The organism is Aquiflexum sp. TKW24L, from assembly GCF_023502205.1.
GTDB lineage: Bacteria > Bacteroidota > Bacteroidia > Cytophagales > Cyclobacteriaceae > Cognataquiflexum.
Window position 1 is genome coordinate 117508 of the sequence record NZ_JAMFLG010000008.1, and the last position, 16473, is coordinate 133980.

General features: G+C 39.7%; 16 protein-coding genes. 13 read left to right on the forward strand and 3 right to left on the reverse strand.

All coding sequences use genetic code 11. The features are described from left to right. Positions 1-4 precede the first annotated feature (4 nt). The 12 genes from M3O96_RS07655 (at position 5) to M3O96_RS07710 (ending at position 12071) form a co-directional block, all read left to right on the forward strand. Positions 5-1069, forward strand: coding sequence for a Wzz/FepE/Etk N-terminal domain-containing protein (locus M3O96_RS07655; RefSeq protein ID WP_249719741.1), 1065 nt, complete (start codon positions 5-7; stop codon positions 1067-1069). A 20-nt stretch (positions 1070-1089) separates the two neighbouring features. Beyond that, on the forward strand, positions 1090-2400 hold the full coding sequence (locus M3O96_RS07660; RefSeq protein ID WP_249719742.1) for an oligosaccharide flippase family protein: 1311 nt from the start codon (positions 1090-1092) through the stop codon (positions 2398-2400). Beyond that, positions 2390-3316 carry a class I SAM-dependent methyltransferase gene (locus M3O96_RS07665; protein WP_249719743.1) on the forward strand — a complete coding sequence of 309 codons (927 nt, stop codon included), beginning with the start codon at positions 2390-2392 and terminating at the stop codon, positions 3314-3316. Before M3O96_RS07660 ends, M3O96_RS07665 begins: the two co-directional genes overlap by 11 nt. A gap of 28 nt (positions 3317-3344) precedes the next feature. After that, positions 3345-4271, forward strand: coding sequence for a glycosyltransferase family 2 protein (locus M3O96_RS07670; protein ID WP_249719744.1), 927 nt, complete (start codon positions 3345-3347; stop codon positions 4269-4271). A gap of 8 nt (positions 4272-4279) precedes the next feature. Continuing rightward, entirely contained in the window at positions 4280-5272 is a 993-nt protein-coding gene (locus M3O96_RS07675; RefSeq protein ID WP_249719745.1) for an NAD-dependent epimerase/dehydratase family protein, read from the forward strand. Between the two features lie 255 nt (positions 5273-5527). After that, on the forward strand, positions 5528-5821 hold the full coding sequence (locus M3O96_RS07680) for a hypothetical protein (protein WP_249719746.1): 294 nt from the start codon (positions 5528-5530) through the stop codon (positions 5819-5821). Continuing rightward, a complete protein-coding gene (locus M3O96_RS07685) occupies positions 5818-7209 on the forward strand; it encodes an O-antigen ligase family protein (protein ID WP_283773966.1) in 1392 nt (463 codons plus the stop codon). Before M3O96_RS07680 ends, M3O96_RS07685 begins: the two co-directional genes overlap by 4 nt. Next, entirely contained in the window at positions 7196-8329 is a 1134-nt protein-coding gene (locus M3O96_RS07690) for a glycosyltransferase family 4 protein (protein ID WP_249719747.1), read from the forward strand. The genes M3O96_RS07685 and M3O96_RS07690 overlap by 14 nt, the downstream gene beginning before the upstream one ends. Continuing rightward, positions 8322-9026, forward strand: coding sequence for an acyltransferase (locus M3O96_RS07695; RefSeq protein ID WP_249719748.1), 705 nt, complete (start codon positions 8322-8324; stop codon positions 9024-9026). The genes M3O96_RS07690 and M3O96_RS07695 overlap by 8 nt, the downstream gene beginning before the upstream one ends. Beyond that, entirely contained in the window at positions 9027-9785 is a 759-nt protein-coding gene (locus M3O96_RS07700) for a class I SAM-dependent methyltransferase (protein WP_249719749.1), read from the forward strand. Next, positions 9785-10948, forward strand: coding sequence for a glycosyltransferase family 4 protein (locus M3O96_RS07705; protein WP_249719750.1), 1164 nt, complete (start codon positions 9785-9787; stop codon positions 10946-10948). Before M3O96_RS07700 ends, M3O96_RS07705 begins: the two co-directional genes overlap by 1 nt. Next, positions 10941-12071 carry a DUF1972 domain-containing protein gene (locus M3O96_RS07710; RefSeq protein ID WP_249719751.1) on the forward strand — a complete coding sequence of 377 codons (1131 nt, stop codon included), beginning with the start codon at positions 10941-10943 and terminating at the stop codon, positions 12069-12071. The genes M3O96_RS07705 and M3O96_RS07710 overlap by 8 nt, the downstream gene beginning before the upstream one ends. A gap of 64 nt (positions 12072-12135) precedes the next feature. Here M3O96_RS07710 and M3O96_RS07715 read toward each other — a convergent pair whose 3' ends face one another. Together M3O96_RS07715 and M3O96_RS07720 are read right to left on the reverse strand one after the other, a co-directional pair. Next, positions 12136-13131, reverse strand: coding sequence for a mannose-1-phosphate guanylyltransferase (locus M3O96_RS07715; protein ID WP_249719752.1), 996 nt, complete (start codon positions 13129-13131; stop codon positions 12136-12138). A gap of 147 nt (positions 13132-13278) precedes the next feature. Beyond that, positions 13279-13848, reverse strand: coding sequence for a 2'-5' RNA ligase family protein (locus M3O96_RS07720; RefSeq protein ID WP_249719753.1), 570 nt, complete (start codon positions 13846-13848; stop codon positions 13279-13281). A gap of 129 nt (positions 13849-13977) precedes the next feature. Here M3O96_RS07720 and M3O96_RS07725 point away from each other — a divergent pair, with 129 nt between their 5' ends. Next, positions 13978-14889 (forward strand): universal stress protein, encoded by a 912-nt coding sequence (locus tag M3O96_RS07725; protein ID WP_249719754.1) that lies wholly within the window; start codon positions 13978-13980, stop codon positions 14887-14889. 95 nt (positions 14890-14984) lie between these two features. Here the strand turns inward: M3O96_RS07725 and M3O96_RS07730 are convergent, their stop codons facing one another. Further along, entirely contained in the window at positions 14985-16355 is a 1371-nt protein-coding gene (locus tag M3O96_RS07730; RefSeq protein WP_249719755.1) for an exopolysaccharide biosynthesis polyprenyl glycosylphosphotransferase, read from the reverse strand. Between the last annotated feature and the right edge of the window lie 118 nt (positions 16356-16473).

Here is a 16473-nt window from a genome sequence, read left to right on the forward strand (position 1 = left end):
CAATATGAATGGACAGCAACATATTTTGGATGATAAGATCACGCTCAAAGAAGTCATTCTTAACTTTAGGGTTTGGATTTCCTTTTTTCTAAGTCAGTGGAAAATTTTCCTTTTGGTAGCCCTGATAGGAATTGTATTGGGTGTTTTAGTATCTATATTCAAAAAACCTGTTTATCATGCGGAGACCACTTTCGTATTGGAGGAATCTGATATGGGGGGAATGGGTCAGGTTTCGGGGATCGCCTCGCTTTTGGGCATCAACTTAGGTTCGATGACGGGTCCTTCGGGAATTTTCCAAGGTGAAAACATCATGGAGCTATATAGATCCGACAATATGTTGGGAAAAACACTCCTAAGTCCATTTGATAACAAATCACTTCTGATCGACAAGTACATTGAATTCAACGAGCTTGACAGGAAATGGAACAAAGTGGATTTGGCAAAACTTGATTTCTCTATTCCTAGGGAGAATTTTAGTGTGACCCAGGATTCTGTGGTCAAGGAAATATCAAAGCTGATCCGGGAAAAGCATTTGTCAGTAGAAAAACCAAACCGAAAGCTGAGCATCATTTATGTCACGGTAAGTGCAAAGGATGAGCAATTTGCAAAGGTTTTCAACGAGTCAATGGTGGAGCGGGTCAATAACTTTTACCTCGAGACAAAAACAAAAAAGACAGCCGAAAATCTTTCCATCTTACAATCCCAAGCTGATAGTGTCAGAGCGGTATTGGATCAAAACCTGATGGAATTTGCTAATATGGCGGACAGGATCCCTTTCCCCAATTCACTTGTCCAAAGTGCTACTGTCGACAGTCGGAGAAAGCAGGTGGATATTCAGGCAGCCACTGCGGTATTTGCTGAGATTACTAAGAATCTAGAAATCGCCAAAGTCAACCATCGGAACAATTCCCCCTTAATTCAGATCATCGACTCGCCAAGATATCCGCTGAAAAGTTCAAGGATCAAACTCCTCAAGGGCATGGTTTATGGTGCGGCATTGATGGTCTTTGCAACCTTGTTTTTTCTTTACTTAAGACAATTATACCGACTTCATATCGAAGGGAGTTGAATTTTTGATCATGGGTTGATATGATAGAAAAATTCACTTCCTATTCTTTTACCGGCCTGTTTAAGAACAAATCGATACAGAACTTTATTTTTTTGATCACCATTCAGGCTTCCAATATTGTGATTACGCTGATATCTATGCCGATTCTGATCCAGTCTATTGGATTGGACCAGTTTGGTTTGGTCAATCTTTCGCTCTCCGTGATCATTCTTGCCAACATCGTGGTGGGATTCGGGTACAACCTCAGCGGTCCCAGGGAAGTTGCACTTTATCAAAACGACAAAGAATCCCTTTCACACATTGTTTCCAACATTGTGTTCAGCAAAGTATTGATGGCATTATTGGCCACAATAGGGATCATAGTGGCTGTTTTTGGGCTGAACATGTTCAAAGAGTACCAATGGATTCTGCTCTTTTCGGTTCTGCTACTATTTTCAGAAGCGACCCTTCCCCTATGGTTTTTTCAGGGAATGGAAAAAATGAAGTTGATTTCTATCGCCAATGTATTCAGTAAGCTACTTTACTTGTTAGGGATCGTACTTTTCATTCATTCACCTCATCAGGCAAAATGGGTAAATTTCATCATGGGCGGGGCAGGTCTTGGAATCAACGTCCTCTTGCTGCTATTTATCCATTACCAGCTCGAGATCAAGTTTTACAAACCCCGATTTGTCCAGCTTTTTGCCTCTCTCAAGGACAATGGACTACTTTTTCTTTCCAATATTGCTTCACATATTTCAGTCAATGGTGGCTTGATTGTACTGAGTTTCTTTTCAGTGGCGGAGGTCTTAGGGATGTTCAGTTTGGCAGAAAGGGTATCGATGGTCTTACGGATGTTTCCTTCTATGGTCATCCATTCTGTCTATCCCAATGCCACTAAGTTGTTTCAAAATGATTTACACAATTTTATCACCTATGTAAAAAAAGTAAGCTTCTTTTCTTTGGGTATCTCTTTGACAATTTCTTTTAGTGTATTCTTTTTGGCTCCCTTTATTATTCAATTGCTGGCAAAAAAGGAATTGGTTGAATCTACTTCTTACTTGAGGCTTTTAGCATTTATACCCTTCTTGGCCTCCTTGAACATCGTCAATGTGGTAATCTTCCTTGCTAAAGGCCAAAACAACCTGTTGTTCAAATCCTCATGGATGATGGGAATCTTTATGGTTTCAACCTCGGTTTACCTTACCAGCCAATATGGGGCAATTGGACTTTGCTTTGCGCTTTTGTCAACCGAAATTGTGGTGTTTTTGATATGCTGTGCCCTGAACTGGATTTATAATAAAGAGTTGATTTTAAATTTCCTTACAAAAAGTAGTAGAAATGAAAGTTGAAAGAAATAAGGCTTGCCTGGCTTGTGGAAACGAGAAAAATAATACGACTTTCGTTGCCCAAGAAAAGATGCTTGGTTTAGGAGGATCATTTGAATACCTAAACTGCGATGCATGCAAGTCCATTCAGCTGGTGGATATCCCTGCTGATATGGATGCTTACTATCCTTCAAACTACTATGCTTTCGGCAATCTAGTTGAAAGTCACGGTCTGATGAATGTGGTCAAAAAACTGAGAAAAACTCTCTTTGATCGAAACCTGTGGGTGTTTGGTTATCCTGAATACTACAAATGGTTGGCTCCTATCGAAATAGAAAAGGATGCTTCCATTGCTGATATTGGCTGTGGAAACGGACAATTGGTGTATGAATTGAAGTGGGCCGGATTTAAAAATCTGTATGGATTTGATCCCTATCTACCGGAAGAGAAGTCAATGGAAGGCCTTCGCCTGGAGAGAAAAGATGTGTACAAAGTATCAGGACAATACGACCTTGTCATGCTTCACCATTCATTTGAGCATATGGAGAACCCAGTTCAAGTGATGGAGAAATTAAATACCATTCTTAAAAAAGGGGGTAAACTTTTGATTCGTGTACCGGTAACAGATGCGGAAGTCTGGAAACAGGAAAAAACAGATTGGTTTCAGATTGATGCCCCAAGACATTTTTTTATACCAAGCAAAAATGCGATGAAAATACTCGGAGAAAAATGCGGACTTAAACTCACACAAGTGATTTTTGACAGCAATGAATTCCAGTTTATCATCACTGATATGTATAAAAATAATCAACCAATGATCGGAAATAATCCGAATAAGTCGGTGAATCGAGAGACGAGAGTTAAATTACAGCAAAAAGCCAAAATACTAAACGCGACGGATCAAGGCGATCAGGCATGTTTCTATTTTGAGAAAGCCTGAAATAAATAAGAAAAAACAAAATTATTACATGGAAAGTGTAAGAAATCCCTCTGTAGGAATAGTGATAATCAATTGGAATAGTTATGTCCATACGCACCAATGCCTGCTTTCATTGAAAAAAGTCATCTACCCAAATTTTAAAGTATTCATCGTAGACAATAGATCCACGGATGGATCCGGGAGACAATTGAAGGAAGAGCATGGGGATTTTGCCCATTTTATCTTCCATCATGAAAATGCGGGCTTTGCGGGAGGTAACAATATCGGTATTGCTGAAGTAATAAGACAAGGGTTCGATTACCTGATGCTTCTCAATAATGACACGGAATCTAAACCTGATTTCCTGAATCATTTAGTGAAAACATTAGAAGAAAACCCCTCTATTGGAGCAGTTCAACCCAAGTTTTTTTTTCTCTTGAATAAAACTAAAATCTGGAATGCCGGAGGAAAGTTCGTTTCTTTTTTAGGCATTAGCAGGACAATCGGCTATAATCAGGCAGATCAGAAAAAATTTAACCAACCCAAAACCATTGATTGGATTACAGGTTGTGGGTTTATGGTTTCCACAGCTATCATTAAGGAAGTTGGCATGCTAAATGAAAAATTCTTTATCTACTACGAGGATGTGGATTGGTCCTTTCGTATAAGAAAAGCAGGATTTAAGCTGGCATATGAGCCTAAATCAGTAGTGTATCATGAAGCCGGCATGGCCCATAAATCCAAAGTGAAAAAAAAAGAAGGGTATGTCAATCCATTCGTCCATTACCTTAGGAGCAGAAATCAAATATGGTTGTTGAGGAAATATACCCCATGGTATTTTGCTCCAACTGTTACCTTATTTATGATGTTCAAGAACCTTGCTATTATGGCATACTTTGTTTTCCGTAAAAGATTTAAAAAGCTTACTTTTGCAGCCAAAGGTTTAAAAGAAGGAATTTTCCACGAAGGAATTTAAATTAAATAATGAAATCTATATTAATTACAGGTGTAGCGGGGCTTTTGGGTTCCCGGCTTGCAGATTGGTTGCTTACAAACAAAAAAGAATATCAAATTATTGGAATAGATAACCTCTCCGGAGGATATACCGAAAACATTCCTTCAGGAGTTAAATTCCACAACATAGACATCGCCACAGGGGATCTATCAGCTATTTTTTCTCAGAATAATGTGGAGTACGTTTTTCATCTCGCTGCTTATGCAGCGGAAGGTCTCAGCCCGTTTATCAGGATGTTCAATTATACCAACAATCTTGTAGCCACAGCCAATATTGTCAATAACTGTATCATCTATAACACCAAGCGATTGGTATTTACCTCCAGTATGGCCACCTACGGAGTGGGGAATCCCCCCTTTGATGAGAGCCATCAGCCGGCACCCATTGACCCATACGGAGTAGCCAAATATGCATGTGAATTAGACATTCAGATTGCTGGCGACCAACACGGACTTGATTGGTGCATTCTCCGACCTCATAATGTTTATGGTTTAAACCAAAATATTTGGGACAAATACAGAAATGTTCTTGGGATCTGGATGTATCAGAAACTGAACGGAGAGCCTTTCTCCATTTTTGGGACAGGAGAACAATTGCGGGCCTTTACCTATATAGATGACATATTGGAACCACTTTGGCTTGCAGCCACTAAGCTCGAAGCATCCAAGCACATCATCAACTTAGGAGGGACTAAGGAATTTAGTATTAAAGAATCCGCAGAAATGCTTGCTGAGATTGTCGGTGGCCATGAAATCGAGTATTTTGAGTCTAGACATGAAGTTAAATTAGCTTTTGCTACCCATGAGAAATCAAAAGAAATTTTGAATTTTGAAGATAAGACAAGCCTGAGAGACGGTTTGCAAATAATGTGGGATTGGGCAAAAAAACAACCTAAAAGGGAGCGGTTCCAATGGGAGGAATATGAGGTTGAAAAAGGTATTTATTCCTTTTGGAAGAAATAGAATGACTGACAACACGAAACCTGATGAGTCCCATTTTCCAGACATTGAAGCTTATTCTAAATAAATTGGTGGGAGCTCGGAGGTTCTTGAAGAAGCTTTCAAACTCAAAAACCAATACCATAAATTGTTGGTCAATGAAAAAAACGCCCATAAAAGGGAGACTTTGTACGCCTAATTCTAACCAAATCTCCTTCGGTTTTATGGCAGGACAGCCAAATAGGATGATTCTGTACCGGAAGAAAATTTATCCTTGTGATGCCAAATATACTTTTTGGACCAATAGCTGTAACCATGATTCATGACAATTCCAGCTCCGGCGGGTTGGTCAGGACCTTGGGCGAAACCAGATTTGTTAACTATGAAACTGTATTGCCAATCCCCAAATACAAATACAGTACTTTTAAAAATAACAGGATCAAGCCTGATTGGATCATCGGTATAGAACAAAGTAAGTTTTTATTGAATATATTCAGGGGGATAAAAGTCAAAGGAAGATGCCCTGTGAGATTTACCGTGACTTTGATCTGCCAAAAGCCTGAAATGCATTGATCGCACAGATACTCTTTATTTTTGCCCTTTTGGGTTATGCCATACTCCTGTATTATACGCTGAAGGCCATGGCCTTCAAAGGGAAATGGGAGTATGTCGTCTATTTCCTTGCAGCATATCTTCCATTCCACATTACTTTTTTGAGCTTGGTTTTTCAGGCTACCGAATCTACACTGCCAGTCACCTTGGTCCAACTGGCTAAAGACCTGATGGTCATTTTTGCAGTACTGCTTTTTGTATTGTACAACAGAAAAATATTTGATTACCCCTTCAGGATTCAGATTGTCGACTACCTGTTTTTAGCATTCATAGGACTAGCTTTCCTGTTTCTTTTATTGCCCATCGGCGAAACAGGTTTTGTCAACAAAGCCCTTTATTTCAAAACAATGCTTATTCCCTGCCTGGTTTATTTTGTCGGACGGAATACGGTATTTGAAGACCTGGAAGTCAAGCGGCTCTTTCAGGTTATTTTTATAATTACACTTTCCGCATTTGCTGTCAACCTTCTTGAAGGCTTTTTCAATGTCCATTTACAGAATTTTACAGGATATGCAGTTTTCAATCAGGTGGTCTACAACATGGAGCCATCCGGAAACTTTGGATTAGCCTGGACATTTGAAACACAGGCGATAACAAAGCGGTTTGCTTCCTTCTTTTCAGACCCTTTGGAACTCGCAAGTTCAGTTCTCTTAGGTTTTGCTGCCGGTCTGATCTGGTTTTTGACTTCCAAAAGAGAACATTCATTTCCTTACATTTTGGTCATGATCTGTGCCATGGGAAGCTTGTTTTTCTCAAGTTCAAGGGCGGCATTTGGGGCATTTTTTATCATGATATTTTTTATTGCAGTGATTTTCAAACTCAACAGATTGATTCTTTTTGGGTTTGGTTTGTTCTTGTCCTTTGTAATTTTCGTGATATTCTTTGCGTCGGAGGATTTCTATTATTTCGTGGTGGATACACTTACTTTCCAAAATGCCTCTAGTGTCGGCCACGTGGTAGAATGGCTAATAGCGCTCGAATCTATGATTGCAAACCCTCTAGGAATCGGACTCGCCATGAGTGGCAACTCCGGAAGCGTAACAGAAGAAGCTAGGGTCGGTGGGGAAAATCAATTCCTGATTTATGGTGTACAGTTAGGTTTATTAGGATTGCTTTTGTTTATTATTTTGCTTTACTACGCAATCCAACGGTCCATCAAGGTTTTTAGAATGACTGACAATGTCATGTCAGCAAGGATAGCATTTACCGGGGCTGCGGTAAAAACCGGGCTCTTGTTGCCCTTATTTACCGCCAATGCTGATCTGTACGCTTATGTTAGCTGGATTTCATGGTGGATGATAGGCTACTCAATGAACGAATATTCCAAAATCAAGCATGGGAAGGGCTAAGTCAAAAGTACTGGTGGATGTGTTTTACCTGTATGTGGCCCAAACAGGAATCAAGACATATATGCTCACACTTTGCGAGGAGATTTCGAATAATCCCGATAGCGAATTTGATTATGTCATCAGCCCGGATTTTCGGAAAGTCAACCAAAATCAGTTCTTCCGTGGCAAAACTGCCAAATGGAAAAATATCCTTTTCCAACTCCTCTACTTCGTCAGAAAACAGTTTGCACTTCCAGTTCTTTCCTATGTCAACCAGGCAGATCTTGTTTTGAGCCCAGACATAATGAGTCCGATTTGGGCAAGAGGGAAAAAGGTTTCGGTCATTCATGACACTTTCTTTTGGGACAATCCTGAGCATTACCAAAGTCTCTGGTTAAAGTATTACTTGTATTATCTGGAAAAAGGTTTGAGGAAAAACGGAGAAATCATCACCATCACCCATTTTTCAAAAATGAAGTTGCAGGAATTACCCGCCTTCAAATCCATTCCCATCAGGGTGGTGTACCAAGCTTCAGGACTTTCGGAAGCAAAATTGGAAATTGCCCATGCCGAAAAATCCCCAAGGTATTTCCTTCATGTGGGCGTATTGGAAAAAAGGAAAAATCTCGGCTTGCTGATTTCAGCTTTTGAGAAACTTGTCCGGCAGCAGGATTACGAAGATATTCAGCTTGTCTTGGTGGGCCAAAGAGGACCACGGGAAACACTCGATGACCACGATCATTTGATCAGTTTGGTAGATTCCTTGGGACTGAAAAGCAAAGTCATTTTCACAGGATATGTTACCCAAGAAAAACTTGCTTCCTATTTCCAACACGCATTGGCTTATGTCTTCCCCTCGGCCAATGAAGGCTTTGGGTTGCCGATTTTGGAGGCTTTTTCTTTTGGATTGCCCGTCATCATCTCCAGACAGGGAGCATTGATGGAAGTAGCAGGAGGTGCTGCTTTGGTTTTGGAAAATAATGACACCCCATCCTTGCAGAAAGCCATGGAACTTTTGGTGAAGGATTCTGACCTCAGAAAGGAATTGGGTGAAAAGGGGAGAATCAGGTTGAAGGAATTTTCCACGGAGAAGTTTTTCCTATCTTTGGAGCAGGCATTTAAAGAAATTCTGAATGGGTAATTTCCTAGGCAAAACCGTCTCCAAACTCACAGGCATCGACCTCAGCGACCGCTTTGGTGGTAAATGGGACTCCATTTCGACTTTGGGGGTGATGGCAAGGATGGGAATCTGGATGGTCCGGGGATTGTGGCTCCGATGGAGATTTGGAGCTGTCAAAGGGCTATTTTTGATCGGAAAAGGTGTGACTGTCAGACAGGCATCTTATATCCACGTAGGCCGCAATTTCATTGCCCAAGACCATTGTGAGATCAATGGACTGTCCCAAAAAGGATTAATTTTCGGAGATAAAGTCACCATTGGGAGTTATGCCATCATCAGACCGACTAACCTGTATGGTGGTGAAGCCGGAGTCGGACTGAAAGTCGGAAACAACAGCAGCATCGGGCCTTATGCATATATCGGCTGCTCAGGCTATATCGAAATCGGGGATAACGTGATGATGTCACCAAGGGTGAGTATTTATTCTGAAAACCATAATTTTTCTCAAACCGAAAGCCCCATGATTGAACAGGGAGTTACCCGCTCTTTCGTAAAAATAGAAGATGACTGTTGGTTAGCTGCCAATTCTGTCATCCTCGCAGGCGTGACTGTGGGCAAAGGTTCAGTTGTCGCAGCAGGGAGTATCGTCACCAAAGATGTGCCACCATACAGCATCGTGGGAGGAAATCCTGCCCGGATCATCAAAAGCAGAAAGTAAATGAGGAATAAATCGGTAAATACATGGAAACATTTCGGAAAAGAGGACCCTTATTATGGGGTACTTTCTGACCAAAAATATAAATCCGAAAACCTTACCTCAGAAGGCTTGACCGAGTTTTTTGCGACCGGAGAGGTCTATGTGGCTGAGACCCTTCAAAAGATCAAACAATTATACAATTCTGATTTATCCAACTCCGCTATCCTAGATTTTGGTTGTGGAGTCGGCCGATTGGCGATTCCCTTTTCTTTTGTCACCAAAAACAAGACCATGGGAATCGATGTTTCCCAAGACATCTTGGAAAAGGCAAAAAACCATGCAGTAGAAATGGGAGCTGAAAATGTGGAATTCCTACTATCTGAAGGCAAGGCCCTGCCCGATACCGACAAATTTGATTTTATCAATTCCTATATTGTCCTGCAACATATTGAGACAAAAACCGGGTTGGCGATCATCCAACAGCTTTTGGACAAACTTGAAATCGGTGGCGTCATGCAGATTCAGGCCACATATGGCAATAATTGGCCCAAGATCAAATATTACCATTATTACCTCAGGGCAAATTATTCCCTGTACAACTTTGTGTATTCCAGTCTCAAAAATCGAAAATTGGAAGCTGAGCCAATGATGCAGATGAACAGCTATGACCCTAAGATACTGTTCGGTCTTTTTTCGAAATATTCCAATTCCATCCATGTGGAGCTGACAGACCATACAGGATTTTTGGGAGCTTCATACCTATTCAAAAGGGAATTTTGATGGCAAAAAAACAATCCCCCTCCAAAAAAAACATCCTCATGCTCCACGGTTCATCGGACCTGTATGGGGCGAGTAAAATATTCTTGGAATCTGTACGTACACTGATGCATGCAGATTATGGGGTGATTGTTGTCCTTTCGGAAGAGGGTCCTTTGGTCCAAGAGTTACAAAGTTTGGGTACGACAGTCCATATCCATAAACTTGGGATATTGCGCAGAAAATATTTCAACCCACCAGGACTACTCAATAGGATCAAAACGATCCTGAAGGCCAAAACCTACTTGGAAACATTGATGGTGCAAAACAACATTACGCATATTTATTCCAACACTTCTGCGGTTTTGGTTGGAGCTTTTTTGAAACGCAAAAATGAAGTAAGACATATATGGCATCTCCATGAGATCTTGGTTTCTCCAAGATGGTTTGTGAAGACAATTGGTAAAATCGTCAATAGGAATGCCGACAAGGTGGTCGTGGTGTCACAGGCCGTATGGGACAATTGGAAGGAAAAAGTAGATAAATCCAAAATGGTCTTGGTGCACAATGGCATCGATTACCGTCCGTATCTGGAAACCAAAACCGATATCCGTAATCAGATATCCGGCATTGATAGAAAGGTCTTGATTGGGATGATCGGCCGGATCAACCATTGGAAAGGTCAAGATTACTTCTTGGAAATAGCCCAAAAATTAGTTCAACAACATGACAACATCCATTTTGTAATAGTCGGGGATGCTTATCCAGGAACAGAAATTTTGGTAGCCGAGATGAAAGAAAAAATCGAAAAAACAGGATTACAGCCACATGTCAGCTATTTGGGTTTCCGAAAGGATATCCCTGAGATTTTGAAAACTTTGGATATTTTTGTCTTGCCATCCATACTTCCTGATCCTTTTCCGACCGTCATCTTGGAAGCGATGGCCTCAGGCAAACCCGTCGTAGCAACTGCCCATGGTGGTGCCAATGAAATGGTTTTAGAAGGTGAAACAGGATTTTTGATCCCTTGGGATGATGCCGAATCGGCAGCAGCGACAATTTCTGCTTTGGTAAATGATGAGGTTTTACGAAAAGAAATGGGAGACAAAGGTAGATCAAGGGTTTTGAAAAAATTCTCTCCTGAGGCTTTTCAGAAAAAATTTATTAGCCTTTTTGAAAATGAGTAAGGAAAAAAAGATTCTTAAAATAGCGATACTTGGCGCAAAAGGATATCCTTATGTTTATGGGGGCTATGATACCTTGGTTAAGGAATTGGGTGAGCGGCTTCAAAAAAGGGGGGTAGATGTGCAAGTCTATTGTCACAGGTCACTGTTCAAAGAAAGACCTACAAGTGTAAATGGAATCAAACTTATCTACATACCTGCGGTCGAAACCAAAAGTCTGACGCAGTTGACGCATTCATTTTTTTCGATGATCCATGCTTGTTTATCTGACGTCGATGTAATTTTTGTAGTAAACAGCGCAAATGGCCCCTTTGGCTTGATTTCCAAAATTATTGGAAAACCGACAGCCATCAATGTGGATGGACTAGAATGGCTCCGACCAAAGTGGAAAGGTTTTGGATCGAAATATTTTTTTTGGGCATCCAAAATAGCCACCAAATTATATGATCAGGTTATCAACGATTCTGAGGAAATGAGGAGGATCTATCTTGAGCTTTTTCAGGCTGAATCCAAAGTTATTGCATATGGAGCGAATCCCTCTTTCGATTCAGATCCCAACAAACTGGAAAAATGGAAACTGCAAAAAGAAAGCTATTACCTGATTGTCGGAAGGTTGGTTCCTGATAACAACGCAGACTTGATCATTGGAGGATTTATCCAATCGGACAGCAAAAGGAAATTGGTCATCGTGGGCGATGTTCCCTATCAAGATGCTTATGCCGAAGGACTCAAATCCATGCAGGATGAAAGACTTGTCTTTACCGGTTATGTCACTGATCCAGAAGAGTTAAAGGCGCTCTACCACAATTGCTTCGCATACCTTCATGGGCATGAGTACGGAGGAACAAATCCTGCGATGCTAAAGGCATTGGGATATGGCTGTGCAATATTGGCTTTGGACACCCCATTCAATCAGGAAATGCTCCAAAACGGCAAACATGGTTGGTACTTTCCCAAAAACAAAGAATCAGTTTCAGTCTTGATTTCCAAAGCAGAAAAAAGCCCAAAAGAACTTGCTCACCTTCGGCTTACCGCAAGGGAAGGACTTACCAAAAAATACGATTGGGAACATGTCACAGAACAGTATCTTGAGGTTTTTGAGGAGTTGAGGAAACGGAAAAAATGATTGAGGAAAACAAATTTGTACATTTACCTAAGCAGAGAAGGAACTTTTGAATCCTCCTGATTATTTATTTCAGGTAATCGGGATTTTCTTTTTCAAGCCTTTCATATACCTTCTTGACATCTTGGGCCATGTCTTTATTTAGAACCAGAATTGCATCTTCTGTCTCTACCAAAATAAGATTTTCAACCCCGATGAATTCCACCAATTTATCGGTATTCAAAGAAAGGTTTGAGCCAGATTTTCTAATATCGTTTGCCGGAATATTATCATAGATCGCTAAGAAACTGCCCATATCTGACCAATCGAAAAATGACGGTACTACTTTTATTTTATCGGTTCGTTCCATTACAGCATAATCTACACTGATGGATGGTATCTCCATAGAAAGTGATTCATCTAAATAAATCTCGATTTTATTGTCAAATACTTTTCTACTTGTCTCAAAAACCACAGGCTCATATTTTTTCAGTTCATCCAGATATACCCCAGCTTTGAAGCAAAACATTCCACTATTCCAGAGAAAATTTCGGGATTTTACAAATGCTTCTGCCAATTCTTTGGACGGTTTTTCCCTAAAAGAAACAACCTCATTCCCATTATATTCAATGTACCCAAATCCTGTTTCAGGATTTTTGGGTTGAAGTCCGAAAGTGACAATGTAATCGCTTTTTGCTAATGCGATGGCAGCATGGATAGAATCTAGGTACAGATCTTCGTTTTTAATCAAATGATCGGAAGGTGATATTAAAAGTATATCATCAGGTTGCGCTTGGAAAGCTGCAAAAGCAATTGCAGCAGCAGTATTTCGTGGAGTGGCTTCAACTATTTCATGGTATTGGCTAATTCCCAAATTCTCTATAATTTCTCTCGAAAGTTGGTAGTTAGTAATTCCCCCCACCACAAATAATTCTTCGCAGATTGACCTGTTTCTCTCAATTGTTAATTCAAACAATGATTTATTCTCAAAAAGCGGAAGATATTGCTTAGGTTTAGATTTCCTTGAAAGTGGCCATAACCTACTGCCTACTCCGCCTGATAATATCACGTTGATGATTTTCATTAATAATTGGTTTTAATTAAGGCGTATTTTCCACAAAATCAATTATTTATATATTTAAATAATTAGGAAATAGATGGAATTACTCACCTTGTGTTTATTGTCCGTAAAATTAGGATAATAATAGAAAATAAATTTTACTCGAAATTTTTAATAAACCAAATAACCCGCCTCACCCAATTTAAACCTCCTCACAACTACCCATCTTCCTTCTATTCTTTTGAGCAAGGCAATATCATTGACTTCCTGTTTGGCATCGAATTTTTGCTTTTTGATAAAATCCCAATAGGCGTCAAAATGGATCAATTTGATATCCTTGAAAGCCAAAGTCATATGGGGATGATAGGCTCTATCACTGAGTTCCTCTACTAATTTGAGGTCTGTTTTGCAGTATTTAGAAAGGGCAAGCTGAATTGAAAATAGTGCGGAGTCTTCCATTACTTTAATAAAAATCACCCTTCGCCCAAAACGGTCAAATCCTGAATAACTGAGGTCAAAAGGCGAAAAGTTTTCAAAAAAGCTTTGTAAGAGCCCATTCAACTTATCCTCTTTGGCTTCATTCCAATTGAATGGCATCTTCAGTGTGACATGAGCAGGAGATTTGAGGGCATACTTGAGGTTAAAATTATCTTTCAACAATACCTTCAATTCTGTAGCTTTTTGTTGGATTTCGCCCTCAGGCACGATTGCGATAAAATATTTACCTATGGATTTTGCCATTTAACACAAATATAAATCATTTAGAAAATGCGGATCAGATTAAATCAGGGAATCGGATAAATTGTAGTAGGTATTATTCCAAAGAAAATTTTAAAATCGTACCTTGAACAGGTAATTAGCGGCAAGACTATGGAGAATTTTGAAAAGGCAATGATCGGGATGGACCTGACGGAAATGGATGATATTTTGATTTCCAAAATGGGGGTTTTATCCGAAATATTAGGTATCAAAAAACTCTATTTTATCCATGTCTCCAAAAACCTTTCACTGCCAGATGAAATAAGGGAAAAATTCCCCGATTTGATAGCTCCGGCAGATGAAGCCATAGAGGCGGAGATCATGACCATCATCAAACAAAACAATTACCCTGATAATGTGGAGATTGAAGTTTTTGCTGAAGAGGGAAGTCCGATGCCTACTTTTCTCAGGTGGGCAAAACTCAAGGACGTTGATCTCATTGTCATGGGAAGGAAAATTACACTCAAGGGCAGTGGATCACTAGCTAAAACAATGGCCCAAAAGGCACCTTGTTCGGTCCTATTCCTTCCTGAAAGGGTCGAAATGAAAGTTCCTAAAAAGATTTTGATTCCCATGGACTTTTCTGAGCATACCAATATGACTATCAATTTTGCTCAAAAAGCTGCCGAAGAATTTGATGCAAAGATCTATGCTTTACACCTATTCGAAGTACCAACAGGATACCACAAAACAGGTAAATCTTTTGAAGAATTTGCAGAAATCATGGAGGAGAATTCAAAAAAGGATTATGAGAAATTTATAAAAAAGCATAATCATCCAGAATATGATTGTCTTTTTGTTTTATCGAATGACGGAGAGCCTGGCCACCTGATTATAGAAAAGGCCAAAGAACATGGGATAGATTTGATTTTGATGGGGAGTAGAGGAAGAACCGCATCAGCTGCCGTATTACTCGGGAGTGTTGCTGAAAAGCTGGTACAAGTTAATAATGAAATTCCAATGTTAATTTTCAAGATAAAAGGAGAAACTATGGGATTTTTTGATGCCTTATTTAAGATTTAATCGCACCAGACTATCCTTAGGCTTAAAAAGATTTAAAACCCAAGATGCTTTGGCTTGGGCGATTTTTTCCAATAAAATGAAAGGCTATTACTTTGTCAGTAGGCATTCTCCCTGTTTACTATCAATTCATATACAGTCAGGATGCAGATTTTGAGGTCAAGCAAAATTGACCAGTTTTGTATATAAAAATAATCAAGTTTTACCCTTGACCGGATTTGGTAAGGATTCTCAATTTCTCCTCTATAGCCTTTTACTTGTGCTAAGCCTGTGATTCCGGGCTTGATTTTATGTCGGCTATTGTATTTTTCAATCTGGGTTTTGAAGACTTGGTTCATCGGGATTGTATGTGGCCTTGGGCCTACAATAGACATGTCACCAAGCAAAACGTTGATAAACTGGGGCATTTCATCCAAGGAGGTCATTCTTAGAAAAGAACCGATTCTCGTTATTCTTGGGTCATTTTTGACGGCTTGGTGTGTATCAGAATAATCGTTAGGTGTCATGGACCGGAATTTCAGACACAAGAAAACTTTATTGTTTTCACCATTTCTTTCCTGTATAAAAAATATTGGACCTTTCGATTCCAGCTTGATCAACAGACCTACCAAAGGAATCAGCCAACTAAGAATAAAAACCAGCACAAAGAGAGAGAAAATAATGTCAAATGCCCTTTTAAATACTCTATTGAAAGCATTGTCAAGAGGGATTTCATTGACATTGATCACAAAGAAATCCCCGTATTTAGAAAAAGAGAGGTTCTTCTCCAATTGAAGCGATCCACCCGGGATTACCTTGACTTTAATGTAATGTTCGTCTGCAAAATTGATGATTTTTCTAACCTTTTTCTCCTCTAAATGTTCGCTGATATATATTTGATCTATGTTGAGGTCAATGGCTTCTTGAAAAAACTTCTTGATATCTCCACGGGTCTCACCGGATACATCCTTGTCATCGTAGTATCCCAAAAACTTGATACCAAAATCCCTCCTCAAGCGGAAAACCTGAGCAAGTTGATCGCTGGTTCCCCCTGTTCCCAAGATGACTGCCCTTCTAAAATTATGACCGGTTTCACGGTATTTTCTCAATATGAGATGTACACCGACCCTGTATATTCCAAGAAAAACCAACAAACTCGCTGCTAGGGAAAGAAAAGACAACAACCTTAAAGAATTATCATGGAATGGCATCCAGATCATGGAGATGATCACCAAAAACCATGCAAGCGAGCCTAAAAGTTTTTTGAAAGTCTGGTCTGATTCGTTTGTTCTCCCGATTTTGAAATCTTCTTTCAGGACAGTGATTACCATCCAGATCATCATAAATGCAGGAAAAGTGGGGAAGTCAAGCCCTTGAAATTCTTCAAATGGCTGAAATAATTTGTTGGATATAAAAAATGAAAATGAAACTGTCAAGATGTCTCCCAAAACAAAAAGCCATGGAAAATATTTGTAAAAGCGTTTTTTCATAAAAATCAATAATCTTTCATTCTTTTTACGGTTCTTTTTACCAAAATGGTTTCAATGTTCCGGAATATGATGAAAGGGATTATAATTAATTCAAATTATCAACAAAAGTAAAAAAGAA